We start from the raw sequence: 26,363 nt of genomic DNA on the forward strand, positions 1-26,363 counted from the left end.
CATGGCAAAAGACCCTCACTTCGACCTACCTCCGGCTAGGCGTTGGGTGGTTTTAATAGGAAGAGATAGATGCTGAAACTGATAGAACGTTTAGGGCCGGTGGAAGAGCACGCCGCCAGCGACACGCTGACACTACCCTTCGAACTGCGCATTCGCGGGCGCTTAAAAGCGGACAGCGACAGCGGCCAAGCCTTGGGCCTGTTTCTAGACCGTGGCCCGGTGCTGCACGATGGCGAAGGCTTAAAAGCTGAAAGTGGCGAAGTGGTGCGCATACGTGCCGCCATCGAGCCGGTGGTGACCGCGCGAGTTAACACCGGCTTACCCCTGGCGCGGCTGGCGTATCATCTTGGCAATCGCCATGTACAGTTGGCGCTGGGCGAAGACGAAAAGGGTGGCTGGGTGCGTTTTCCACCCGACCATGTGCTAGAAGAACTGGCGGAACTACTGGGGGCTGAGCTTGAGCATCACAACGCCACCTTCGACCCAGAACCAGGCGCCTATAACCAAGTAGGTGGCGGCGGGCATTCTCACGGACATTCTCAAGGTCATTCTCATGGTCATGGGCACTCCCACGACCATGAGCATCCACATGATCATTCACACACGCATGAGCATCATCATGCCCACTGAGCATGCCGCACCAGAAGGCCATGACTTAGCCCTGCTAGGGCTAATGCAACTGGTCAGCCCCGCGCTGCCTATCGGTGCCTTTGCGTTTTCCCAAGGGCTGGAAAGTGCCTTTGAGTTAGGCTGGGTAAGTGATGAACAAAGCCTTTCTGAGTGGCTTTCTGGCGTACTGGAAGATGGCCTAACCCGCTGTGAGCTGCCGCTGATCGCGCGCTTTTACACCGCCCTTGAGCAGCAGGACAGCGATGCAATCGCTCAGTGGGACGAATGGCTAGCCGCCACCCGCGAAACCGCTGAATTAGCCGCTGAAGATAGCCGCTTGGGTGCTTCGCTCAAGCGCCTGCTGGGCAGCCTGGATTTATTACCCCGCCAGGATGAGCGAAGTGAAGGCTGTCTGCCGCCTTTATTACCTGCCCATGCAGGCTATGTGACGCTATTTAGCTATGCCGCCCACATGCGGGGCGTGCCCCCGCGCCAAGCGCTGTTAGGGTTTGGCTGGGCGTGGCTAGAAAATCAGCTGGCAGTGGCCTGCAAAGCACTGCCCCTGGGCCACACCGCCGCCCAGCGAGTGATTGAACAGCTGCGCGGGGAACTGGTGGCGGCCGTCGATCAGGCACTATTGCTAGAAGATGATGAGCTCGGCCCGGTACTGCCCGGTGTGGCGCTGGCAAGCGCTCTGCACGAAACACAATATTCACGCTTGTTTAGAAGTTAAACGCTTATTAGTAGGAGAGAACAATGACGCACTGTTTACGCGTAGGTGTGGGTGGCCCGGTGGGTTCCGGTAAAACCGCACTGCTCAAGCAGCTCTGTTCGGCGCTACGGGATTACTACGATATAGCTGTCGTAACCAACGACATATACACCCGCGAAGACGCCGACTTTCTGCTCAAACACGATGCGCTGCCTGCCGACCGTATCCTTGGCGTAGAAACCGGCGGTTGCCCGCATACCGCCATCCGCGAAGATGCCTCAATGAATCTGGCGGCCATCGACGAACTGCACGCCCGCCATCCAAAACTAGAGCTGGTACTAGTGGAGTCCGGTGGCGACAACTTATCGGCCACATTCAGCCCTGAGCTTTCCGATCTCACGCTGTACGTGATTGACGTTTCCGCAGGCGATAAGATCCCCCGTAAAGGCGGGCCAGGCATTACCAAGTCAGACCTGCTGATTATCAACAAGATTGATATTGCCGAGCAGGTACATGCCTCATTAGAGGTGATGGAGCGGGACTCGAAGAAAATGCGCGGCGAGCGTCCCTTTGTGTTTACCAACCTCTACGATGGCGTTGGGCTTGAGGAGATCATCCGCTTTATTCTCGATAAAGGCATGCTGGAAGAGCGTCGGCCCCAGGCAGCAACGGCATAAGCGTTGCGATGCGAAAATCGCCCCCAATAAAAAACTGCCCTGCCCCAATAGGGGGCAGAGCAGTCAAAAAGACGTGGCTAGCGGCTTGCTAAAACGGGCCGTCCTTGGCCACCACACCCCTACAGTGACCGGATAGGGCAAAGATAACCTTAACGCAGGTTATGAAAGCTCAATTTTGAGCGTTAATTTGCTGTTCATAAACAAAAAAATACGCGAAGTGGTTAAAGTTGACACAGGTTAGGTCGATAAAAAATGCATAAAACTATTAAAAATTCTTCCGATGACCTACTGAGAAACACTTTATGGCTACTCCTCCTTCTTCTTCGACTCCGCCAAAAAGAAGCCTTAGCTTACAGGCTAAAGTGCTGACGCTTGTCCTACTGCCGCTTTTCATAGTGACCGCAGGGTTAGTGGCGTTTAACGCCTATGAGCGCATACAAAACACTCGCGAGACGCTGGCGAATCAGCGCGAAGTGCTGATTGAAGAGCGCCGCCATGCGGTGCGCGACATTGTTCAAGTGGCAACGACCGCCATTTCCCCTATTTATGAGCAAGCAGGTGCCAATGATGAGGAAGCCAAACAGCAGGTAGCAGAGATCGTGCGCGCCATGCGCTTTGAAGGTAATAACTACGTTTTTATCTACGACTTCGATGGTAACAATATCGTGACGGCCCCTGCGCCAGAGCGTGAAGGTACCAACATGATGGACGTACGAACCCCAGACGGAAATTACCTTATTCGCGATATTCTTCAGGTTGCCAAGAACGGTGGCGGTTTTCATAGCTACTTATGGGAATACCCAAGCACCCGTGAAATTGAGCCCAAACACTCGTATGTAGAGAGTTTAGAAAAGTGGGGCTGGATGATCGGTGCCGGGGTTTACGTCACAGATGTTGATGCGGTGGTTGCTGAACTTGAGGCGGCCGCTAACGCGGATCTGCGCCAGTCTATCCTGTTCGCTATTTTGTTGGGGGCTGTCTTATTGGTTGCAGTGGCACTGCTCGCGTTTGGCTTTGTCCGCCGCACTGTAGGGCCGATTAAACGCACCGCCAGCGCTATGCACGATATCGCCCAAGGCCGTGGTGACCTTACCCGCCGCCTAGCGGTAGAAAGTAATGACGAGGTTGGCAACCTAGCGGTTCAGTTCAATGCCTTTGTCGAGCGCATGCAGGAAACCCTGCGTGATGTGCGCCGTAGCACAATGAGTGTTTATCACTCAGCGGGGGAAATTTCCCATAGCTCTGAGGAACTGGCTACCCGTACCGAGCAGGCCGCCGCTAACCTGCAAGAAACCTCGGCTTCCATGGAAGAAATCACCTCGACCGTGAATCACAGTGCGGATAATGCCCAGCAGGCCAACCAGCTGGTGCAGTCTACTGCTGAAGTGGCTCACCATGGTGAGGAAGCCATGGGGCAGGTCGAGCGGACGATGCACGATATCAATGACTCGGCGACGCGTATCAGCGAAATCATCACCATGATTGACGCCATCGCTTTCCAGACCAATATTCTGGCACTTAATGCCTCGGTGGAAGCCGCACGGGCGGGTGAGCATGGCCGTGGCTTTGCGGTCGTCGCGCAAGAAGTACGCACACTGGCTAGCCGCTCTAGCAATGCGTCGAAAGAGATCCGCACGCTGATTGATAGCTCTGTTAAGCACACCCACACCGGTGCCGAGCTAGTGCGTAAGGCGGGTGCGACGATGCATGACATTGTTGAAAGTGTCTCGAAGGTGACCGATGTGATCGGTGAGATTACGGCTGGCGCCAAGGAGCAAAGCAGCGGTATTGGCCAGATCAATACAGCTGTTGCGGAAATGGATACCATGACCCAGCAAAACGCTGCCATGGTGCAGGAATCCACCACGGCAGCGGCCAATATGCGCCGTCACGCCGAGCACCTTAATGAGCTGATCAGCACCTTCGTGCTTGGCGACGATGAGCCACAAACCTCATCGACACAGCCAGCGTTAAATCAACCGCGTCAGTCTCTGCCTTCTGGTGCGCCAAGTGCACGCCAGGAACTCAAGCGCCCTGCGCTCTCTTCTAAGCAAGCCCCTGTTAAAGCAGGCGACGACGATTGGGAGGAGTTCTAAGCCTTACGTTATGCTCACTGCTGGCTGAAAACACACGTTGTTAAAAAGCCAGCAGTAGCCAACAGGTGAAGTAGAAAAAGGGGCTGCCACATGGCAAGCCCCTTGTTCATATCAACGCATTTCATATCAACGCATTTCAGCTCAGTATTAACGGCTTGCTAACTACCCGACCAGCCCAGCAGGATCGGTACGTAAACCACCAATAGCAGCACGCCAATCAACCCTAACAGATACGGGATAATCGCTTGAGTGATGCGCTCCAGCGGTAGCTGAGTGACTGACGAAGCCACATAAAGGTTGATTGCCACTGGCGGGGTAATCATGCCAATCGATAGCCCCACCACAATAATCAAACCAAAGTGGATAGGGTCGATGCCCAACTGCAGTACCAACGGCAGCAGCACCGGGGTAAGAATAATCAAAGCGCTAGCGGTCTCGATAAATACCCCCGTTAGCAGAATCACGGCCACGACCAGCAGCATAATCACGTAAGGATTGGTGGAAAGCGACAGCACCGCCTGGGCAATCGCGCCGGGTACCTGCCAGCTTGAAAGCGTCCAACTGAGTACTGCCGACATGGCAATCACCAGCATAATCACCGCGGTGGTCATCGCCGAGCGAATCAGCAGCTTATACACCTGGGGTAGGGTTAAATCCCGATACACAAACAGCGACACCAGCAGCGCGTAGTTGACTGCTACCACCGCCGCTTCCGACGGCGTGAAAATCCCCGAGAAGATACCCCCCAGAATAATCACCGGCGTCATCAGCCCCCAGCTAGCCGCTTTCAGCGTACGCCAAATAGTTGGCAGCGACAGCGGTGTGCCTTTGGGGTACTGACGCTTATAGGCCTGAGTGATGGCAATGGCCATCAGCCCCAGCCCCATTGCCAGCCCCGGCAAAAAGCCGTTCAAAAACAGCTTTGATACCGACTGCTGAGCAATCACCGCGTAGATAATCATCGGCACCGAAGGGGGAATCACAACGCCAATCGTGCCGCTGGCAGCAATTAAGCTGGCCGCAGAGGCAGGATCGTAGCCTTTACGCTTAAGCTCTGGCACCAGGCTTGAACCCACCGCCGCGGTGGTGGCCGCACCAGAGCCGGAGATCGCCGCGAAGAACATGCCTGCCATTACCGACACCACCGAAAGCCCGCCCCGCATAAAGCCGACTAACGAATCGGCAAAGCTCACCAACCGTTCGCTGACCTTACCCTGGGCCATTAAGTCACCGGCCAGAATAAACATCGGGATAGCGACCAGGGCAAACGAGTTAATGCCCTGGAACATCTGCTGGGTGACCACCATCAGTGGCACGCCCGACTGGTACAGCGCATAAAGCGTGCTTGCCCCAATCGCAAACGCAATCGGCACGCCCAGCAACATAAACAGGAAGAACAGCCCAAACAGCACCAGCGTCATAGTGGCTCCTCCGGCGCGGCGACTGTCGGCTCACCGTTCACCAGTACGTCAATCATATCCACCAGGGCGTACCACGCCATAATGGCCGCAGAAAGCGGTATAACCGCGTAAACGTAGGTCATCGATAGCCGCAGTGAGGCCGATTTCTGAAAGCTCTGCACCTGCATATAGCGGTAGCCAATCATGATTAGCGTGATCATAAACGCCAGCACCACCGCCAGTGCAGCCAAGCGCGCCAGTTTGCGCAAGGGCAGGGGAAGCGCATCCACAGCAAAGGTCACGGCGATATGCCGCCCGCGCTGGAAAGCCAGCGTGCTGGCTAAAAATGTAATCCACACCAGCAGAAAGCGCGCGACCTCTTCCGTCCAGCCGACGGCGCTGAATAGCACCCGCGACACAATCTGCAGAGTAATCACGCCAATTAATGCTGCCATGCCCGCAAAGACCACGGGCTGGATGATGGCATCCAGCCCGCGTTCAATACGTTGCAGCAGCGTCAAAAGAGGCTGTGCAAAGGCCATCACTGATTCAGCGCCTCCCGAATGCGTGGCAGGTAGTCACCAAACTGCTCGCCGTACTTCTCATATACAGGCGCGACGGCTGCTTGGAAGGCTTCCATATCCGGTGTTTCATTAATTTCCATACCGGCTTCGCGCAGCGCCGCCAACTGGTCGGCTTCCATATCTGCGTTCATTTGGCGCTCATGCTCGGCAGCTTCCTGGGCGGCTTCTTTAAGCACCGCCTGTGCGTGTTCTGGCAGCTGGTTCCAAACGGGCATGCCCATTACAAAAATCGCCGGTGCGTAGGTATGGCGGGAAAGGGTCATGTAGTTCTGGGTTTCATCCAGCTTGAACGAATGGATCACGTTCACCGGATTTTCCTGACCATCGATGGTGCCCTGTTGCATGGCGGTCAGTGCTTCTGTCCACGCCATGGGAATAGCGTTGGCGCCCAGCTCGCGGAAGGTATCGGTGTACACCGGGTTCTCCATGACGCGAATACGCAGGCCATCCAGGTCTTCCGGCGAATTCACCGCACGTTCGCTGTTAGTTAGGTTGCGGAAGCCGCGCTCTGCGTAGGCCAGGCCTTTCAAGTTCACGTCAGACAGCTTATCCAGCAGCTCCTGGCCGATCGGGCCATCTAACACGCCATAAGCGGCTTCTGGGGAAGGGAACAGGAACGGCAGTTCAAACACCGCCATCTCTTCCACAAAGTTGGCCACCGGGCCGTTGGTAATCACCCCCATATCCACGGTGCCGATCTGCATACCTTCCAGCAGCGTGCGCTCGTCACCCAGCGAGGCATTGGGGTAGATCTCGATGTTGACCTTGCCATCGGTGCGTTCTTCCACCAGTTCTTCAAACTTGGTCGCGGCGATATGGAAACCATCCTGCTCGTTGACCACGTGAGCCAAACGCAGGGTAACGGGGTCCATATCAGCAAAATCAGCGGCATTCGCGGCGCTTACCAGCGCCAGTGAAATGCCCAGTGCCAGCGTGTTACGTGCAAAAGTTTTCATTATAGTGTGTTCCCAGTTTCACTAAGGATAGGAAGTGCATTCAAAGCATGCACTAGAGAAACGAAAACGGTCAATCAAAGCGCCTGTAAAACCCCTGACTCGCTGGACACAGCGCGTCCACGCGGGTACGATACGCACCCAAAGCGCCCGTAGCTCAGTTGGATAGAGTGTCGGCCTCCGAAGCCGAAGGTCGTAGGTTCAATTCCTACCGGGCGCGCCAAAACATATATAGGGCTTACGTTAACGCGTAGGCCCTTTTGTTTTGGCTATGTCCATTCTGCTGGGGCCAAATTGTGGCCACAATCTCTTCATTACATTCCTGATATGTCTATCCGATTATGACCTTTGGCTTTTTCTTGCCACCAGTATGGTCACATATGTACGTTCATTCGAATTCACTAAAATTAAGCACTATGGTAGCCTGAAATGACCTTCGGCTTTTGAGGTGTGTTGGACATAGCGACATACATTGTGATCGTCACACCAGGGATGAGAAAACAACGTGCAATTCACACAGCTATTAGACACTCTTGCTAGGTCGTCAGCTCAAGCGGTCACTACGCTCGGACAGGGACAAAAAGAACAAGATGAGCTAAAAAGCTACCTCTACGTTGAAACTGAAATCGAGAAAGATTTTAGAAGATTGCTGGACTCCAACCTCACACCGGATACCGTGATTTTCCTATGTGGCTCATCTGGTGACGGCAAGTCTGAAATTCTAAAACGCTATCACGAGACCTACTCGAAGAGAGTCAGGTTTCACCTAGATGCCACTCATGCGTTTAAGCCTGATCAAGACGCAATTGAAGCGTTAGACCAGCTCTTTGACGAACACAGTGAGTCGGACAAGCCACTAGTCATTGGAATAAATGTCGGGATGCTATTTAACTTTGCGTCCCAAGGACATCTCCGCCACGAAAATATCAGGAGTGCCATTGAATCGTACCTCCAAAGTGGAGAGGAAACTTCAATTTCGTATAAGTTCCTGAACTTTGAGCAATACCCAAAATTCAGTATTGAGGACGGAAAGACTGGGTCGAGCTTTATTAGTGAACTGGTTTCGCGCGTAGTTGCTTCCACTGAAAATAATCCGCTACATCTGGCATATCTGGATGCGGTGCGAACGAATCCCAGCAAACTGACGCTGAACTATGAGTTGCTCAAACACGAGCAGGTGCGTGATCGGATAGTCCACCTGCTTCTTTCTGCTAGGTTAAAGTTTGATCAATTTCTTTCTGCGCGGGCCCTGCTTGATTTCGTACACCATTTGGTTTGCGGTCCCAGCTTACTTTTCAACAATCTATTTGTGGCTGGCCATAATGATTTGAGTGACATTATCAGCCACTTTGACCCATGTACGATTAGGTCTCGGAGTATTGACCAGTTTCTCATACAGCATTCTCTAGGCATAAGAGAGGCGGCTTTCGATGATTTCCAGAATTCAGTGCAGGAAACCTTTGGCATAGCCGACATTGAGTCGGCTGGTTGGTTGCGATTTTTTTACCTGTTTCAAGATGTCGCCATTGGAAATGACTTCCATCAACAGTTTCAAAATGATTTTAAACAGCCGCTGTACGACAGGTACATTGAGATTTGGCGTTTACATAAAAGCTATGATGGAAGCGCTGAGGAGCGTAAAAAGCTGAGAAGTTTCTATAAGAATGAGCTTTTATCGGCACTGGTTCGATTTGGAAATAGGTTGGATCCGTCATTAACTGCAAAGCAGCATTTATTTTTGTGCTCCAGAAATGGCGTCTTTGTTTCGGCAGTTGCCAATATTAAGCCTGACCTTAAAAGAATTGAAAATGAAGAGATGGCTAATATCCACGAGTTTCCGGTTTGTCTTAAGGTTGGTGATGAAACTCTTAAAACGTTTAATGTAAATCTTAGTTTTTATGAGTTGATTTATAAAATAAACGATGGCTATAGACCAAATAAACACGATAAGAATACGATCGTGATTTTGGAGGAGGTCGTCGACGACGTGATAAAGGCCATCATTGTTTCAAAAAAATTAATGCTTTCAGATGGTAATCAACACGTTTATCTTACAAATGAAATTGAAGACAGTGAGATTATCGTCGGAGGTGTCGAATGAGTATTTCCGATAACTTGCTTGTGTTGGATGAGCAAGAAATTAAGGGCGTAAACTTGGTTAACCATTTTCTGCCGTTTCGGTCTCAGACATCTGGCCTTGATTTCGAAGCAATAGCTGGAAGCATATTGAAAGCGGCGCTTCAAAAGCGGCTCGAAAAGGGTTCAACGTTAGAAAGCTTTAAATCTTACTTTTTTGAAAGTTTGCAGTATAAACTTACAGATCAGGAAGTTCAGCCTCTTATCGAAAAAATGTATTTCGATGATAATGCGGCCGGTTTGTTTAAAGTTTCGCCGGAATTTCTAATTTTTAAATCAGCGCAGGCTGAGGCGTCTACTAATAAACATATTGCGCAAGTTTTTATCGGTTTCATTTGTAACTCAGGCCGAAGCTTTTTGAAGCTCAGTAGTGAAGTGAATTTCTTAGAGCAAGAACTTGTTGAAGCGTTCCAACAGCGATTGACTGATTGTAAAGAAGATCCCGTTGAGAGTCCTTATCTGCCATTTATGGCCGAACTCTTTGCTCAAGATCTGGGTTTTCTTTTAGAGCACCCCGGATATTTCCTTGACAACCTTAGAGTGTTCTTTAGTCTTTACACATTTATGTATAGCTCTCAGTTGGCATTAAATATCAACGATTGGACGGAGAAACCTGTTAGTAAACCACTTTTCTTCATTCTTGATACCGAGAAGGCTAGCTTGGAGCGAAATCAGGTTAGAGAAGCTTTTCGGCACTTGAGGATAAAAGCTTTCGATCTATTCCCTGTCCTTTCTATGCTTGAATACCTGAATCAACCGAAGGATAAGAAAGCGAAAAAATTTCCGCTTTGGAAGTTTTTTCTAGAGATCAATGAAATGGATGCGTTACAGCGAAATAACGTTAATGAATCACTAATAAAGTTCTGCGAAAGATATCGAGAAAAAAGGAAACTTCCACCCTTTGAAGAGTACCCTCAAACAACGAAAGAACTGATTGAGGTACTTAGTATAACTGCCAAGGAAATCTTTGGAACAAAAGGTACGAACCAAAACGATGTAAACAATAGGTATGTTAACGCATTTGTGAATGAAATTGCACCGCACTTTGTCCAGGTGAGAGGTCGCTCAGGGAGAGTGCTGACCATTTCTCAAGATTATCTACTTCTACTCACAAACCTAGCTATCGGTAGTAGAAAGCAGGTTCAGTTCCAAGAGCTGCTTCAGGAGTTTAGAAAACGTGGGGTCTGGTTTGACAGGCAGTCAGAGCAAGCGATCATCAGGTTTTTGGAGCGAATTGGTAACGTCGAGCGAATGAGCGATAGCGGAGATGCGGTTTATGTCCGAAAAACACTTTGAAGCCTTCTTGGTAAGCAACCTACGTGGTTGGCTTCAGTCCCGTATAGAAGCTGGCGCCCGGTATCAGTTCAAGTCACCAGACCCAGAAAATACGAATGCCCTTGTCTCTGAGTTGCTAACGCGGAGCGATGGTCAACTACGCTATGGCGAGCATGAACTCTCATATCTCGAAGTTAATGATGTGCGTTTGCTGGTGGCAGGGCATTTGGAGCAACCTGATATCGAGAATGGTTGTTATACGGAAAACTATATATCAAACCTGCGAGATACCGTGGCGGCTCAGATGCCTCCTTTCGAGGGATGCGCTTTGCTGATCGTGCATAACAGCCTCCTTGATACCCTGATTAATAGTGCGTTCGACCTGGCTCAGGGCGACGCTGTTTGGTCGCCGCGTCAAACGAAAAATGAGCTGGATCTCATGATATCTGGTGGGCTTGAGAATCAAGTTGCTTCCCGGTGTCTCTTAGAGCACCAAGCTCGGATAATCACAGAAGAAGGCTCCAGTGTATTCGGATTTCGGCACCTCCATGATGCATTGCTAAACGGAGACTTGCGTTTCCAGGAACTAGGGCTGTTCAACGACCCTCAGGTGTTAAGCAACTCAAGCGAGAAGCAGGTAGCGCGCCGACTGGAGTCGAATCGACAGCTAAGAGAAGAGATAGAGTTTGCTGTTGAGCATTTCCCGAATGACCTGGAAGACAAGCTGACTAAGTTTGGATCAAAATTCATACAAGAACATTTTGGAGAAGGAGCCGAGGTTCCCTGGACCGAACTCAATTACCAAGAGTTTCGAGACGAGGAGGAGCTCCAGAAAAAGCTGACACTCGACTATGCAGGGATCGAGGTTAAGGGCTGCGAAATTGATGTACGAGACAAGAAAGATACCTCGGTGGGGAGGCGAGATAAGCATCTGATTATTGAAGTTCCGAGTGGTCAGGACATGTTCAGTTTCAAGATCAAGTTCGTTGGTCAGCGATTAGAAAAAAAGGAGCTTTTGGTTACGCCAAAAGCCATGTCTGACGTTATTGACATTGATTTCTCTTTTAGAGGTGACAAGTCGACCTTCACCATCTCGGCACCATGTAGTAGTAAACCTGAATTTTTTAGCCTGAGACTCAATCGAGATTCTTCGAACGAAAAATACAACTTCCATTGCCTAGTCGTCCAACAGGGAGACTTTCATCTGTCTGCCTTTGAGAATCGCTTTCTCATCGATAGAAAGAGGAGAGCGCTCGTATTTCAGGCAGACCAACATTGCCTTGACGTTAATCCTGACCTAACCACCGAAGCGGTGTTATCCGACAGTGGTGAAACAGTTGATATAAATTCGGTGGGAAAGGTCGATTTCGATCAGCTCTATGATGAGTCTGATGAAGTTAATTTCACCCTGACGAATGGTGACAGTTCACTCTTTGTACTCGTCGAAGGTGAACCGAGCAGAGAAGCACTTCGACTACCAGTTATTTTTGACACAAGCCGGTTTGCCAGGCTTTTTAAAGACGATAATTTCAACGGTGTGTACCGGCCAGGAAAAGAGACGGTTGTCTTCGATAACCAAGAATCGGGGCCAGTATTCTTCCGAAAAGCCTTGCTGCAGGCTGAGTCGTCCTTCGTTAATGAAGAGTGTATTGAATGGGACAATGATCGACGTAAAGGAACCCCACTTTCAAGTCTTCCACTTGCAGACGACAGAATATATCAAGCCTACAGGGCACTTATTACTTACTTCCAAGAGCGCAAAACGTTGCCTTCGTTGGCTAGTTGGGGACCTGAACTCGTTGCCCTAGGTAAAGAGTATATTTTGGCTTGCGTTGACTACTTGGACCAAATTCAGAAGGGCAAGCCGCTCAACAGCTCTGAACGGCTTGTGATTCGCATCGGGCTGGCAACAGTAGAGGAGCGCCGATTTTTTACTCCGTTCCATCCGCTGGTGATGGCCTATTATCTGAATCTGGTTGAAGAAATTGTAGAAGATGGCGAAGCGCGTAGCTTTCGTGAACTACCAGAGGTTACTAAAGGACGATTAAACGCACGGGGATTGATCCCTCATCTTTTCGACAGAGATAATCGTTATAGCTATACACAGGCCGTACCAGAGGATCCTCTCTGGTTGGAGGTAGTGGCACATCAGGATACAAGCTTCGATTTTGTGATAAACCTTGTAAAGCACAAGATCGAGGAGTTCACGTCTACATTTGAGCAGCTATTCCACCAGGTCGATGATGCCCCGCTGCTGATTAACTCCGTCAACAACGCAGAAAACGCAGAGTTGTTTAGAGGACTGGTGTCCTACTATCAGGCGAACTTACTCGGCGGTTGTCACATACACGTCAATCTATATGACGAGGAGCTGGTCGAGACTGAGCTTGATCTTTTCGCTGAGATGGGGATGTATGACGAAATCAAAGAACGGTACGGGCTCGATCGGGGAGCTGCACGTCGTAACGCTGATGCGGTAATTGATTTGCTGCGGACAAGGCTAACGTTTAGCAAGTTTCAGCATAACCATGTGGAAGAGCAAGCTTATGCTCATCTGACATTCTTCAAGAATGATCAGAAAGTAGAAGCTGTTGACAATAACATTGATGAACACCTCTCGGGTGTCGCTTGTGCTGGAGTATTATCAGGTGAATCTTCGAGGAGTGAGGGCGACCGATACTTCACGGCATTTGGCTTGAAAGGTGTTGATTATAGCTCTTTACCTCACCTGAAGCTGGCTAAGTTAATAGGAATGCTTTGGCGTCCCTCTCAGTCGAAGAATGATGTCTATCATGATCATTCGGCTACTAGCCTAGCAGTGAGTCAGGAATTTATGTCCTTGTTGGAACGTTCTTACGATAGTTCTGTATGGACGACCATCATAGATCCAAAGGTCACGTTGAAGTTCTTTGAAGCCACCGAAGGCGTGATCTTGATTCATTACTCCGATCAATACACAAGTTCGTCGGGTTATGACGCGATCACCGTAACCAAGCAAGTTGATCTTTATAAGAACGTCTTGGGCAATGCTGGCAATGAATTAATTCGAGAGTTCAATGCGTTCAATGGTGAATGGTTACTCAGACTGATTACCGATCACTCGAAAGAAAAGATTGCGAAAGAAGGCATTATCGGTGCCTATAAAATCGTTAGTGCCCTTTTGGCCGAATCAGGTATCACGTGGATTCCTATCTCTGTCGCCGAGATGATAAGAGTGGCTGGCAATATTGGCCTTGCAATGACCGATAGTGATTTCTCGCGCCACAATCGCAAGATTAAAAAAGGTGCAATTTCTGACGACATCTTGTTCGCAGGTTTTAGGGAAGGCCAGCTCTACCTTTTACCTGTGGAGGTAAAAGCCGGGGGCCGCCCTGATTTCTCCAAAGCGAGAGAGCAGGCGCTTGAGTTGAAGCGATACATGGAAGAAGACCTCCTGGGGCCGGATACGCTTGCGTCGCGTCTCTATCGCGGACTATTCATTCGCCAGGTGCTTCTTCAAATCGAGAAGTATCAGTTGTATCAAGTGTTCGAGGATAGCCATTTTGCGGACTTCCTTAACCATCGCGAAGAGTGGCTAGAAGGGCAGTATGGAATTGGTCAGCTGCAGAATTATCCCAGCGCCATGGTCGTTGCTCATATCAATAATGAATCCTGTTTTGAAGAGAAGTACGAGCTCACGGAGGGTGTTCTACAGGCTGAAATACCGATGGGGCTTCTCGATAAGCTGATAAGAACCCCTTACCAAGAACTCAAAGAGAAAATCGACAATTCCTCACTTCTTCACGTGCCCAAGGAATATTTTCTGCAGCCTTTCACTGAACAAGAACTTACAGACGTGAAAGAAGATACAGCGAAGGAGTCTGGTTCTAATCAGTCGGAAACGGTTATGTACCCGTTTTCAAAGCATGATAGTGGTGTCTTCCCTGCTGCGGCTGATGATCCTTCCGAAGAGAGGGTAGACAATTTCGTACCTGCGACACCCGCTGAGCCACTCAAGGTCGAGTTTGGCAAGGATGTGCAAAGCGGTGAGATAATCTATTGGGAGCCTACGAATACCGAAAAGCTCTTCAATACGAATACCGGAATTATTGGCACGATGGGTACAGGGAAGACGCAATTTACTAAGTCTATGATTACTCAGCTGGTGAGAAATCAACAAAACAATGTGGGTGGTACTGATATTGGCATCCTAATCTTCGACTACAAAGCTGATTACGTTAAGGATGAATTTGTAGAGGCGACCAATGCCAAGGTATATGACCTGTTCCATCTACCTTTTAACCCGTTCGCAGTATTTGGTAACCGGCCAATGCAGCCGATGCATACGGCCAACCTATTCCGCACCACAGTAGCCAAAGCGTTTGGGCTTGGCCCAAAGCAACAGAACAAAGTGCGTACCCTTGTGATGGATGCGTATGAAGCAGCCGGAATATATCCGGAAGATCCTTCTACGTGGAGCAAATCAGCTCCAACGCTCGCGGATGTTTGGGCAGAGTATCAGTCGCAGGACAAGATCGAGCAGGATTCTCTCTACGCTGCTCTAGACGACCTGATTGGCTTTAAAATCTTTGAGCCGGATACCAATAAAACGCAGTCGCTCTATGATTTAGTAGACGGCGTAACGGTGATTAACCTATCAGGTTATGATCCCAGCATTCAAAATCTGGTTGTCGCTCTGACTTTGGATTTGTTCTATACCCAAATGCATCAGCAGGGTAGTTCGACGTTAGATGGTAATTACCGCCAGATTTCCAAGATGATTCTAGTCGACGAAGCCGACAACTTTATGTCACAGGATTTCGATAGCCTGAAGAAAATTCTGAAAGAAGGTCGGGAATTTGGGGTTGGGACTATCCTATCGACTCAGGAACTTACGCATTTTAAAACCGGTGATAATGATTATTCAACTCTGATTCTTTCTTGGGTTATTCATCAGGTGGCAAATATCAAATCTCAGGAAATTAAGGCTATCTTTAATACTCAGTCTAAAAATGACGAAGAGTATTTTATGGGACAGATTCGTAAGTTGGAAAAGCATTATAGTTTGTGTGTAGATGGGAAAAAGAAAGTGACAAAAGTCAAAGACTTGGCTTTTTGGGAGATTTTGACATGAAAAAGGAATTTCAGGGATATCATCCATTAACTGAATCAGAAATACAGGAGCTGCTTAGAGTAGCTACTTTATCTCTTGATGCAAATATTATGCTTAATTTTTTCAGGTTTGAGAAAATACATAGAGATATCATTTTTCGAATTTTGTCGAATGAAAGTATTAACAAAAGACTATTTGTGCCTCATCATGCTGCGTTAGAGTTTTATGAGAACCTCGACGAGGTCTCAGGCGAACCATTTACGAAAGTTGATGATATTGTAAGGGTTATCAAGTCATTTAAAAAAGAGAATTTTGGTTTAACAGAGACTATAAAAGAAAGTAGTATATATTCCGATCTTTATAAAAATATATCTAATGATCTTGACCGAATAGTTAAAGTGGTTGCGCTAGAAAAAAAGAAAATTCAGAAATCCTTTGATAGAAAGTCAATATTGAGTCAGCTAGAAATTATGCTAGACGATAAAGTAGGCCCGCCGTTACCCAATGAAGAAGTGGATGTGTTGATAGAGACCTGTATTCTGCGGCAAGAAAATAAGATACCACCTGGTTATGGCAAGGATGCGAATAAACCGGGGGCGTATAGTTTTTCTGGTATACCACTTCCTAAAAAGTGTGGCGATTATTTTATTTGGGAGCAGATGATTAGAGAGGGGGCTAAGCACAAAAAACCTATTATCTTCATTACAGATGATGAGAAGCCAGATTGGATTAAAAAAACAATGCAGGGTCCTATACCTCGACCTGAACTACGCATGGAGTTTAAAAATATAACTGGGAACGATTTTTATATTCTTAATACAAAACGTTTTTTGTCATTAGCTAAAATGGCTTTTGATGCTGAAATTAAAACTAGTCAGGTTGACGAGATTGGGGAAATAGCCAAGCGTCAAGGGAATTGGAAAGACGAGGTGTATAATGCATTGAGACAGTTGGGTGGTGAGGCGGATTTGAAGGAGATTTATAAACAAGTGAAAAATAACAGGCAAGGTAATGTACCAGCTTCTTTTGAGTCTATAGTCAGAAAGTCTATATATCATTATTCGTCTGAAACTGATATTTACTTGAATAAGGAGGATTTATATACCCAAGTTTCTTCTGGTCGATGGAAGATTTTGGGTTATAGTTGATAGGTTTTATTACAATTTTATTTCAGTTGTGTCTTGGATATAATTTCGTATCAGTCTATAGTTGAATAGCTGGTTTTAAATCTAATTAATTGAGAGTTTGACATGAGTGAAAACATACAGTTACGCCCAGCTCAACAGTCTCCTGATGTTTTTGATCGTTCGATTAGGGGGGTTTACGGAAGATTTCAGTCAGATAAAAGTTATCCCTTATCATATGTTCAAGCTTCTATTTCAATTGAAAGTGTAAATTGGTTAGAAACAGCATCAGAAGCCTTCAGATCCTATGAATTGGATTTTGAAGAGCTGATCCAACGTGATATTGATAAAGAGCGAGTGATAAATATTGTAGATGACTATTTAAAGAAAGGTGAAGATAGAGTTTTGTTTTTTCCTCCCTTGTTAGTGTCGTTAGTAGCATTAGGTGATGAAGGGATTCTTGGGCGTTATGAAAGTGTACGGGAAGAATTAAAAGATCATAGTGTAGAATTGACTTGGGGAGGAGATCGTTTTCAGCTTATATTGCCTACTCTTGATTCAGCAACAGGTCATCAAGTAAAAGTGCATGATAAAGATATCGATATTGCTCCTTATTGGTCTGTCCTTCGTTTGAATAGTAATAAAATTAAACTAGTAGTAATTGATGGTCAACATCGACTTCAAGCCTTGAAGAGTCTTTGGAATAGTAGTGACCATGCAAATAAAAAAGTGGTTAAAAACTTATCAATACCAATTTGCTTGTTATTTTCGCCAGAAGCGGTAGAAGGTGAGGGGGCCCATGAATCAATGAACCGTGATATGCGCGAGCTTTTTGTGAGGATCAATTCAGAAGGGAAGAAGGTCTCAGGTCACTTTATCGCTTTGCTTAATGATAGACGATTGAGTTCTTTTGCTGTACGTGAATTTTGCAACTACTCAAAGAGTGAAGAATTATCAAATGGCTTGAATTATCTTTGTTGCGTCGAATGGAACCAACGTGTGGATCGACTTGCCTCTCAGATAAATCGTCCATACACGATAACAACTATACAAATTATTTCGGACACATTAAGTGAGCATGCGTTCGATCCTAAGTTAGCAGGTCGAGCTCGATACTTACTTAATCTGAAAGCATTTAAAGAAAATCTAGAAACTGACTCACGATCTATCCCTGTGGATGAAATTTCTGAAGAGAGCTTCTCAATTTCGCAAATAGAATTTCTTAGAAAGTTAACTCGAGAAATGGTAGCACCAGCGCTTGCTGTACTCTTTTTTGAACCTGCAGTTTATAAAAAAAGGATTGAAGCGACTAATAAAGCCGCTGAGTGGCTTAATCAAATGATATCCAAAGAAGTTGATGGTGCTGAACATTGTAAATTGAGTATTTTAGATCAATATCGAGATCCTAATGAACTAGATCCTCCAAGCTCAAGAGATATTTATCGAGAATTTTCAAAGAGAGTATTAAATGCTTCGCCTAGCAGTATTCATTTTTACAATGTATTTCAGCAAGGTTTAATTAGAGCTTGGATAACTTTAACTCGCTTGTTATTTCAATCAGGATTTAGTCCAGTTGCCATAGCAAAAGCGCTCGTTACTTCAATTGATCATTTTATGGTGATTGATGATAAGCGTTTTGATGCAGCTAATTTGTATGGTCAGAAGCTTATCTTTAACGGTTCAAAAGTTATTGTTAATAAGAGGGCTAAAAATAATTGGGAGAGATTGATACTTTTGAGTTTTGGGAATCAGGCAGTGCTTTCAAAGTTTGAAGCAAGTGTGTCAGGTTTTAAAAAAGAGGACTTGAGTTTGCTTAAAGAAAAATCGAGCGAGTCTCTTAAGAGCTACTTAAGTGATTTGAAAAAGGTTATCGAGGAGGATTATAGGAAGTATTGGCGTGATAAAGAGCTTGATGAACAGGTCATGGAAGAGCTTGAGGATTTAGACGTGGCCGCAATGAAAGGGGATGAAGATGCATTAGAGGAATTCAATAATAAAATTGGAAAATATGCTCTAAACCGTTATAGGGAAGCCGAGACGAAGCTTAAAGCAGCTTTTGGAATTTAATTATGCTGGGACTATGGACTCCAGGTTGTGAGTTATACTCTGAAACTATATATTTATCACATAATGAGGAGGAACTCGCTTTAGAGCTTATAGAGTCAGGCTCTTTAGTTAGCCGTATTCATAGAGTTTCTAGTGATGCTGATGAACTAATTGCACCAATATCTATGTTTCTTTCAACTAGGTTGGGGATAGATCTCTCGATAGAACTTCAATTGACAAACCGAGATTTTATACATTGGTACCAAATAACCTCTTCTCTATTGCAGAAAGAGGATAGTGGGTTAGGCGATATAATTGCCCCATCAGGAATGTTTCCTTACTTTACTGTTTTTCGTGAGTTTGTTCAGTGTTACTTGAAAGTGAAAAGCTGCATTCAAAGAAGTTGTATGAGACCTGGTTTAAGCAGTAAAGACTTTATTAGTAATTGGTGGGATGACTCAATTGACTTAACTGCATTATTGGATGAGTTGTCTTTCTCTATTAAAAAGCTACCTGAAAAAGGTTCTTTTCTAGAGAACATCGAGAGAAGCATTGGCTTCCTTCGAGAGTTCCTGAAGAAGTTCAATGATGCTGACACCTCAAGCAAGCATGTTTATTTGTCAGGTATAGCGTATGGATTAGCATTGAAAGCTGTTGAGCGAGAAGAGCACGATTTAGTATTGTTATTTACACAGAGAAGCTTAGATTTTGCTGTCCATTCGATAGCATTAAAAAAAGATGTAGTGAGTGCTGGGAAGCATGGTTTGGTTTATAAACAATATCTCGGAGAGAAATCCCTACCCTCTCTGATGAAAACAGTAGAATATTTACAAAAGCAAAATATACTTTTTTTAGGAGATGATGAAAATTATGATCTCAGACGTATAAATAACGCCAGAAATAATTTATTAATAACACACTCATCTTACTCCATTTCTTCTGAAGAAGTTAAAAGGTATCACTCGGAGGCGCGTAAAATTAATTTATCGATTGTTGAGGTTAAATCCACTTGGTCAGAAGGTTTGAAGGCAGTCACTTCTCTTAAAGGTATTACTTTAGATGTCTTATTCGAAGTTCATGAGTTTAGCTCTTACGTGGTTACTATGAATAAGGAAAAACTTTTAGAGAATTATGGGTTGAGTGACGTTAATTCTACGTCAAGCGTTAAATAAAGGCTTAATGTCCAAAATGGATTTTATATGTCCAATTTTATGTAAACCGCTGTCAATTAAAGAACGAATTATATCTTGTATATCAGCTTCAATTCTTTGCTCCTTACAAAACTGACGGATAAGAGCTTCAAAAGTTTTCTCGTGGGCGCCAAATAATACGTCACGATTGATGATGTGAGTCTGTTCAGGTTTACTTACATTAATTGAGGCTGTGCGAATATCTTTTAGTGCTAATGATATTGAAATTCGTGCAATTACATTCGGGGTAAGTCTAGTTTTTGTTTGGAGATACTGTAATCGATCCCAAGACTTTTTGCTCAGATAGATACGAGTTGGGATCATGTTAGTTTGTCTCCTTTTTTTGCCAAAAGTAGCCTTCACGAACCTGAGTTGCTCCTGCTTTAGGGTCATATTCGAGTTTATAGGCTCGTGAAATATCTGGTGAGAGAGCTGAATAAAATGCTTCATCGACCTCCGTATCTGTCGAAAGAACAATCATTTGATGACTCGCAGTTGGAAAATAACCTTCGATTAGCTTTGTTCGATGCTCTGAGTCTAGTCGCCCTAGAGGGGTATCAACGATCATCGGCAGTTGGCGTCCTGAGGTCTTTGCCAACGCTTCGAGCACTGCGATTGCGAAAATCTGCTTTTCACCGGCAGAAAGCTCATCTTTCGCAATTTCTCTACCTCTGCCGGAGAGAAGGCTTACATGAAAAGTTTTGGGATCAATACGGATTTGTAGTTCCAAATCTTCTTTACGAGCGAGCTTTGCAAAGCATTCCGTGAACTGTACTTCAAGATCCTGAATTTTAGCTTTAGCTGTCTGGTCTACATAGTCGGTTAGAAGGCCATTCGCATTATTGATATAGTCGAGTACACGTTTTTGGTCGCTTAATTTCGCAGCGGTTTCGTAAAGACGATCAAGTCTACGGGCAATATCAACAGCCTCGTACGCTGTCTCTTTACCTGATTTTCGAAGGGTATCGATTTCAGCGTCTAGCCTGCCAAGTTTTTGCTGTAGTTGCTGTAGATTCTCGAAATCCGTAGCGATCAGTGAGTCGTCTGGTGCGCGCGCTAGTGAAGCACCTATCTCATCGAGAGCGGCTTCAATTTTTTCTAACGACGCGAATAATGTTGATACTTCTTTACGCTGCTTTCGAGCCTGATTAAACGTAGTGAAAAGGTGGCTTGCTTGGGAAGGTGTCAAATCATGAATTGGCTGATCGAGGCTCCGATCTTTTGAAGATCGGTTAAGCGTATCTAATCCATTGAGAACTATGCTTAAAGTATCTTCCGATAACTTTGAGTCAAGCGACTCAATTAGTTTCGTACGATACTCTTCATGAATTCTACGCTCCTGAAGAAGACTGTGGAGGTTTAGGTCGCTCTCTATTTGGGTCTCCGTCCTTGCACAGAACTCCTCTGCAAGAGCGATAGGTGCCGTATCAGATACAAGGCTATTAATCTGAGAAACTAGATGTTCCCGTTTATCTTGCAGTTCTGATAATTCATCTATGAGCTGTGTTCGAGAGGTAGAAAAGTGTCCACCTCGATCATCAATCCTTTTTTGGATCTTATTCGCTCGATCCTGAATCTCAGCACGTTGAACACGAGCCGTAGTGATCTCTTGTCGAATCGACTCGACACGAGTACGGCAATCCTGGAGGTTGGATTGTTCGGAATCTATTTGAGCTCGAATCTCTTGAGCTGATGATCGTTTGGTCAGATTGCGGTTGAGTACCGTCAAATCGCCGGAAAGCCTTTCAACTACGTCCAGTCCCAGTAGCTTCTTAATGGATTGCTCTAAAGCGGCTCCACCTGTGTCATCCGCTAGTTGAGCTATCTTTTCACCATCGAAAAAGAACAAGTCAGATACGCCAGCAGGAATAAGTTCATTAAGAAAATTCTGCGCTTGGTCGTAATTGAGACCTTTGATAAGAGTTCCGTCTTCAAGGATTGTCAGAGTTTCTTTGACACTGCTTCCCTTCCGTTGCCATTCACGTAGAACATGATATTGGTTTTCCGTGCCAAGCTTGGCATACGTGAACGTTAGCTCAACAGATGCCTGGTTCGCAGAGCGGTCAGTCTCTTTTGAGTGATGTAGAGCGTCCAGGAGAAACTCGTCGTAACGTTTTTGAGAAACGGTAGAGCCAAGACATAAGCGCCCGTAGAGGGCAAGCCTTACCCCTAAAAGAATACTTGTCTTACCCGCACCATTTAGTCCTCCAAAGAGAATAATGGGACGGGTTTTTCCGAAGTTCTTTTCGGGCGCTAAATTAAAATGGTTGATTCCAGCATAAACACGGAAATCGGTCAGCGTAAGCTCTTTGATAAGCATTAATGCAAAAACTCTGAAAATTCGTCTTTTACTTCCTCAACGTACAACTTGCCACGCTTGCGAAAGGACTGATTACGTTCGTTGATAGCTTCAAGCTCTTCCCAATCGCGCTGAAGGATGCTTTCCAAGCTATTTAAAATACCTCTACGTTTTCCAAGGCCCGACACCTGAAGCTCTGCTTCAAGCATCTTTCGGATTAGAGCAGACGGAACCCCATACGTATCTGAAAGCTTTTCCAACGTTTCCGAGTCTGCACGTGTGAATGCTCCGGCATCGTCTTCCACCCAGTCGAGGTCTTCACCATATACGTCGCGGTATATGTGGGGCAGGGAGTCTTCCCAGTCCGGCTCGTTTGGATCTCTCAGCCATTCTCTTCTGATCAAATGCAATTCAGGTCGCGTGATCAGTTCGATGGACTCTCCGCTCTCGTTAATTTCTTTCTCAATGGTCAGAAGTTCACGAAGAAATTCTTGGCGCTTTGATAGCCAATAAGGGCCAGGTATGTGGCGAATTTCATGAATGCTGTCATCGCTGATATCGCCAGAGTTGTATGACACGCGACCAGTCCGGCGACGGAAGTTGCGATACTCCTCGGAATTTTCAGGTTGCCGAGATTGATAGAGCATGTTTCTGAAAGCTAGCAGAGGCTTCATCCAACTGGCCCCTGACTCGATCAAACCGTGAAGCGCTTTGTCTTCGGTAACAACGGTGCAAGTCCAGCAGCCAAAGCGGCTATTGCCACAAGAGGGGGTGCTTTTGTCGATAACAATGGGGCATTCGCCCTGGTTGGACCCTTTGTATAGCTCTAGCAGCTCTCTATTAGAGCCCCCCCAGGGGCAAGGGGCGCTCATTAGATACATCCATACTTCATCTGCCGACCAGTTTTCGATTGGCATATACGTATATGCATTCGGGAGTGAGCTATGACGGCTTAGGGCAGAGCCGTCGATCTTATGCTTAGAGATGACCTGGGCTCGTGAAGCGCTCTCCTGACTACGGGAGCCTAATACGACAACGGCTTCACCGAATTCAGCGACCTTATCGAGAATGAACTCGCTGACAGGATCAATCTTCATTCGCTCCGTACACCAACGAAAAGATTGGTTCGGCGCTGGGTAGCCACGGCCCAGTAAATTTACCCAAAATGTTTGATCGGTTTTCGGCACCACGCTGTGAGCGCTCATAGGTAAGCTTTCACGAGGTGCTGCTTCATTGATGGTGGCTATTACTCGCTTGATCATGTCAACGACGACAGGGGTTTCTACCAATGTGTCAGACGATACGACATATACGTGCTTTTTGCGCTTCTCTATAGGTAGCTGAAGTAGCGCCATATAAATCAGCGATAAAATACAGGTGGAGTCTTTGCCACCGCTAAAGCCAATGATCCAAGGACGGTCATCAGAGCAGTAGATAGTCTGAATTTCTCGCACTAAATCTACGAGTGGACGGCCACCAATGGTGTAGTCCTGGATCATTGAAAGATGATCTGAAAAAATAAATTTCTCTTCTGCGGCCATCATTTGAACGACTCCTCGTATTCCTGCTCTGTCGGGGTAAGCGGAACACCGAGCTGTTGTTTGATGTAGTTGCTGCTGAGAACTACGCTACTTCGTGCTTTGCTGATACGGCCATGATGCATGGCGCGCCCTTCCCAATCACTATTTGCACGCGCCCAATCAATTTTTTGGAGGCCTTGTAAAATGGCGCTCCACTGGGGTTTGGGCTTGCAAATAAGATCAGAACCGACTTGTCCCATAGCCTGCAACATAACGCCGTGAGCATGAACATACTGTTCACGCAGTTCACAAGTGGCGACTTTCTTTTCTAGAGCTAGCTGCCAGTCCTGCATGTTCTTTGCCACTTCGTTCCAGAACTGAATTGCTAGACTCTCCTCTTCTGCCGTGATGGGGGTATTTTTTCCCTTCATCAGTAATGCTTTGGATGCGTTTTTTATGGCTGACAACGTAAAAAATTTACTGCTCCGATTCGAGATACTTGATCTCTCCATTTCGGTTAGTCTTGAAAACACTTTCACTTCACGAACAACATTTCTAGCAAGTTCAGATAATGCATCGCGATGATCATAGAGTGTGCTAATGGAGTCGCTTGGCCGCACTGCGTGTTTGTTAAGGTCAGCGAACATTTGTTGGCTGCGCTTAAGGCCGTCGTCGATGAAGAAGAGCACTGGTATGTTGTCGTACCCGAGCTCGGGGTTTTGCTCAATCGCTTGTACGATAGCCTCCCGGCGGTGTTGGCCATCGTTAATTAAGATCTTAGCGTCCATTGGAATAGACAGCAGTCCAAGGTTTTGCCCAAGTCCCGTATCTGTGCTGGGCTCAAACGAAACCTGCCCATCAACGGAGGCGGTGATACCAGAGAGCGTGTAGTCAGAAGGGTTGTCTACTAGGTAACTTACAATATCAGGGATACGAGTACGGTTCAGAACTCGCTGGGCTCGAAGCTCAGGAGGGACTTCTTGCCCGTCAAAGATAAAAATTTTTGGCACTAATCTAAGCGGGCACATTGCCACGTAGCATGGCCGTCCAGACTGGATTCCACGAGCTGCTGGAAAAGTATGAGAGAACTCGGCCATGAAGCCCCCGACGGCTGGAAGTTAAAAAATATATGGAAGTTAACTTACTAAATTTTGACTTCCAGGTCAATGAGTCGTCAATTTTGACTGATGTGTTTGTGTGGTTACAAGCACTGATAAATGATTGCGTTTGTAAGCTTGATTCATGAAATCAAATTTCTTCTGGATATAATTGCCAATTGCTAGCCACTCTAAGTATTTCCAGTAATTGGTGGCTGAAACACTAGACAGTCTTGAGAAGATTTAAGGAAGTGCCGTGTTCTGATCCTTTGCCAAGCACATATCCGTATTAAGAGACTGCGATTGCTCGCTCGCACTTATATGCTGCCACCTACTCCTCCGACCGTCATTCCTTCGTGCTGAGCGGACTACCAATGCCTACTTCGCTGAGATCCTCGTGGGTTAGGCCGTGGAACAGTTAGCTGCCACTGCACCCTCAACGCTTGGCAGCTCCCGAGTGATTTACGTCTCATCTTGGATACCCTGTTTTTAGTGATACTATCCTGGGTATTTGCATCTTGTGATTTGCGTTCCACGCATAAGGGTGGCCGAAGCAATGTTGGGATTCCTGCAGGGATTTTCCTATGGTCTTTTTATGACCTGCCTGCCCTGGCTGTTGGTAGGGCTCTTCAACCCTGGCTTGGCAGTTCCGGTGGCGGCGCCTGGTCGGCTGCATGTTATTTTGCGCTATTGCCTGACAGTGCCTTTCATCAGCATGTTGCTGTGGCTGACCTCACTGTGGGGCGGTTTCAGCCCAAGCCTGCTAGGGTGGCTGGCGGGGATTGTCGCTATCCCGGTGGCACTGCCCATTGAGCGAACCCTGAGAGGCTGGCTGGCCCGCCGTCGCGCGCGTCGTCAGCAGGCCGAGATGACCGCCAAAGCGCAACAGCGCCGTGCTCAACAAGCGCGCAATACCCATGAAGCTGGCGTGTTGGTGCTCGACCCGGCAGCGCCGCCCGAGGGAGCCGATGATTTGGTAATGGCAATGTGCCACGCTAAACAGCGCTTGCTGGACGTTCAGCGTCCTGATCTGGCGATCCTGGCTGACCGCCTCTATAGCCGTTACCACCATGTGATGGAGGTGCTCAGTGGCCGATTTCAACGTGGTGAGCTGGCTTTTGAGCGTTCGCAAGGCTTGGTCGCGCAGGTGTGTTTTGGGTCGGTAGATACGCTGACCACCATGGCCTCTCAGGCGCGCAGCGTGGTGAGTGTGGACGGTAATTACGTTCGCGACCGCCTGACACGGGAAAGCCAGCGATTGAGTACGCAAGAACGGGCTGCCTTGATGCGGCGCCTGGATCTGCTCGGCGAGACTGAAAAGCGGCTTCAGGAGCTCTCGGCTCAGGTGGAGTCGGCGTTGACCGTGCTCGACGACACAGCCGTCTCCATGGCGCGTATCGAAACAGCACGCCCTCAGGCATCGGTCACCACGGAGAAAGCACTGGATGACTTGCGCCATTTCGTCGAAGGCGCGGGTCGCTATGCGCGTAAAGATTAATTCGATAGCGTGCTGCCATACGGTTTCTAGGAACGGTTTCTAGGAACGGTTTCAA

Annotated in this window: 18 protein-coding genes and 1 tRNA gene; 12 read left to right on the forward strand and 7 right to left on the reverse strand. The window is 47.0% G+C overall.

Translation table 11 applies throughout. The annotated features are described in order from the left end of the window. The first annotated feature begins 69 nt into the window (after window positions 1-69). From ureE to L1X57_RS06760, 4 genes are all read left to right on the forward strand, one after another. Window positions 70-630: an urease accessory protein UreE gene (gene ureE / locus L1X57_RS06745; protein WP_009723130.1), complete on the forward strand. Its 561-nt coding sequence runs from the start codon at window positions 70-72 to the stop codon at window positions 628-630. Further along, complete coding sequence (locus tag L1X57_RS06750) at window positions 620-1,342, forward strand: urease accessory protein UreF (RefSeq protein WP_009723129.1); 723 nt, start codon at window positions 620-622, stop codon at window positions 1,340-1,342. The genes ureE and L1X57_RS06750 overlap by 11 nt, the downstream gene beginning before the upstream one ends. A 23-nt stretch (window positions 1,343-1,365) precedes the next feature. Beyond that, complete coding sequence (gene ureG, locus L1X57_RS06755) at window positions 1,366-1,998, forward strand: urease accessory protein UreG (protein WP_009723128.1); 633 nt, start codon at window positions 1,366-1,368, stop codon at window positions 1,996-1,998. Between the two features lie 302 nt (window positions 1,999-2,300). After that, window positions 2,301-4,094, forward strand: coding sequence for a methyl-accepting chemotaxis protein (locus tag L1X57_RS06760; RefSeq protein WP_039868894.1), 1,794 nt, complete (start codon window positions 2,301-2,303; stop codon window positions 4,092-4,094). A gap of 158 nt (window positions 4,095-4,252) precedes the next feature. Here L1X57_RS06760 and L1X57_RS06765 read toward each other — a convergent pair whose 3' ends face one another. The 3 genes from L1X57_RS06765 to L1X57_RS06775 are packed head-to-tail and all read right to left on the reverse strand — an operon-like array spanning window position 4,253 to window position 7,034. Then, entirely contained in the window at window positions 4,253-5,515 is a 1,263-nt protein-coding gene (locus L1X57_RS06765) for a TRAP transporter large permease (protein ID WP_009723126.1), read from the reverse strand. Continuing rightward, the gene (locus L1X57_RS06770; protein ID WP_009723125.1) at window positions 5,512-6,036 is read right to left on the reverse strand and encodes a TRAP transporter small permease; all 525 of its coding nucleotides are present in this window, start codon (window positions 6,034-6,036) and stop codon (window positions 5,512-5,514) included. The genes L1X57_RS06765 and L1X57_RS06770 overlap by 4 nt, the downstream gene beginning before the upstream one ends. Next, window positions 6,036-7,034, reverse strand: coding sequence for a TRAP transporter substrate-binding protein (locus L1X57_RS06775; protein WP_009723124.1), 999 nt, complete (start codon window positions 7,032-7,034; stop codon window positions 6,036-6,038). The genes L1X57_RS06770 and L1X57_RS06775 overlap by 1 nt, the downstream gene beginning before the upstream one ends. A 143-nt stretch (window positions 7,035-7,177) precedes the next feature. Here L1X57_RS06775 and L1X57_RS06780 point away from each other — a divergent pair. From L1X57_RS06780 to L1X57_RS06810, 7 genes are all read left to right on the forward strand, one after another. Further along, window positions 7,178-7,254, forward strand: a tRNA-Arg gene (locus L1X57_RS06780). 282 nt (window positions 7,255-7,536) lie between these two features. Next, window positions 7,537-9,132 carry a DNA phosphorothioation-dependent restriction protein DptF gene (gene dptF / locus L1X57_RS06785; RefSeq protein ID WP_009723123.1) on the forward strand — a complete coding sequence of 532 codons (1,596 nt, stop codon included), beginning with the start codon at window positions 7,537-7,539 and terminating at the stop codon, window positions 9,130-9,132. After that, a complete protein-coding gene (gene dptG / locus L1X57_RS06790; protein ID WP_009723122.1) occupies window positions 9,129-10,463 on the forward strand; it encodes a DNA phosphorothioation-dependent restriction protein DptG in 1,335 nt (444 codons plus the stop codon). The genes dptF and dptG overlap by 4 nt, the downstream gene beginning before the upstream one ends. Then, complete coding sequence (dptH, locus tag L1X57_RS06795) at window positions 10,444-15,555, forward strand: DNA phosphorothioation-dependent restriction protein DptH (protein WP_039869038.1); 5,112 nt, start codon at window positions 10,444-10,446, stop codon at window positions 15,553-15,555. Before dptG ends, dptH begins: the two co-directional genes overlap by 20 nt. Beyond that, complete coding sequence (locus L1X57_RS06800) at window positions 15,552-16,682, forward strand: PIN-like domain-containing protein (RefSeq protein ID WP_009723120.1); 1,131 nt, start codon at window positions 15,552-15,554, stop codon at window positions 16,680-16,682. Before dptH ends, L1X57_RS06800 begins: the two co-directional genes overlap by 4 nt. A gap of 102 nt (window positions 16,683-16,784) precedes the next feature. Beyond that, window positions 16,785-18,725: a DNA sulfur modification protein DndB gene (locus L1X57_RS06805; RefSeq protein ID WP_009723119.1), complete on the forward strand. Its 1,941-nt coding sequence runs from the start codon at window positions 16,785-16,787 to the stop codon at window positions 18,723-18,725. Window positions 18,726-18,727: 2 nt separating this feature from the next. Continuing rightward, window positions 18,728-19,876, forward strand: coding sequence for a hypothetical protein (locus tag L1X57_RS06810; RefSeq protein ID WP_009723118.1), 1,149 nt, complete (start codon window positions 18,728-18,730; stop codon window positions 19,874-19,876). Here L1X57_RS06810 and L1X57_RS06815 read toward each other — a convergent pair. From L1X57_RS06815 to dndB, 4 genes are read right to left on the reverse strand one after another with little or no spacing between them, the layout of a single operon-like run. Then, the gene (locus tag L1X57_RS06815) at window positions 19,862-20,218 is read right to left on the reverse strand and encodes a DndE family protein (protein WP_009723117.1); all 357 of its coding nucleotides are present in this window, start codon (window positions 20,216-20,218) and stop codon (window positions 19,862-19,864) included. The two genes, L1X57_RS06810 and L1X57_RS06815, sit on opposite strands and share 15 nt — an antisense overlap. Before the next feature lies 1 nt (window position 20,219). After that, a complete protein-coding gene (dndD, locus tag L1X57_RS06820; RefSeq protein WP_009723116.1) occupies window positions 20,220-22,214 on the reverse strand; it encodes a DNA sulfur modification protein DndD in 1,995 nt (664 codons plus the stop codon). Beyond that, window positions 22,214-23,737, reverse strand: a complete 1,524-nt coding sequence (dndC, locus tag L1X57_RS06825) for a DNA phosphorothioation system sulfurtransferase DndC (RefSeq protein ID WP_009723115.1) — start codon at window positions 23,735-23,737, stop codon at window positions 22,214-22,216. Before dndC ends, dndD begins: the two co-directional genes overlap by 1 nt. Beyond that, window positions 23,734-24,810 (reverse strand): DNA sulfur modification protein DndB, encoded by a 1,077-nt coding sequence (gene dndB / locus L1X57_RS06830; RefSeq protein WP_039868890.1) that lies wholly within the window; start codon window positions 24,808-24,810, stop codon window positions 23,734-23,736. The genes dndC and dndB overlap by 4 nt, the downstream gene beginning before the upstream one ends. 595 nt (window positions 24,811-25,405) lie before the next feature. On the opposite strand from dndB, the gene L1X57_RS06835 reads away from it, so the two are divergent. Continuing rightward, window positions 25,406-26,308, forward strand: coding sequence for a cobyrinic acid a,c-diamide synthase (locus L1X57_RS06835; RefSeq protein WP_234667980.1), 903 nt, complete (start codon window positions 25,406-25,408; stop codon window positions 26,306-26,308). The last annotated feature ends 55 nt before the right edge of the window (window positions 26,309-26,363 follow it).

Source organism: Halomonas sp. TD01 (assembly GCF_923868895.1).
In the GTDB taxonomy this organism is placed as follows: domain Bacteria; phylum Pseudomonadota; class Gammaproteobacteria; order Pseudomonadales; family Halomonadaceae; genus Vreelandella.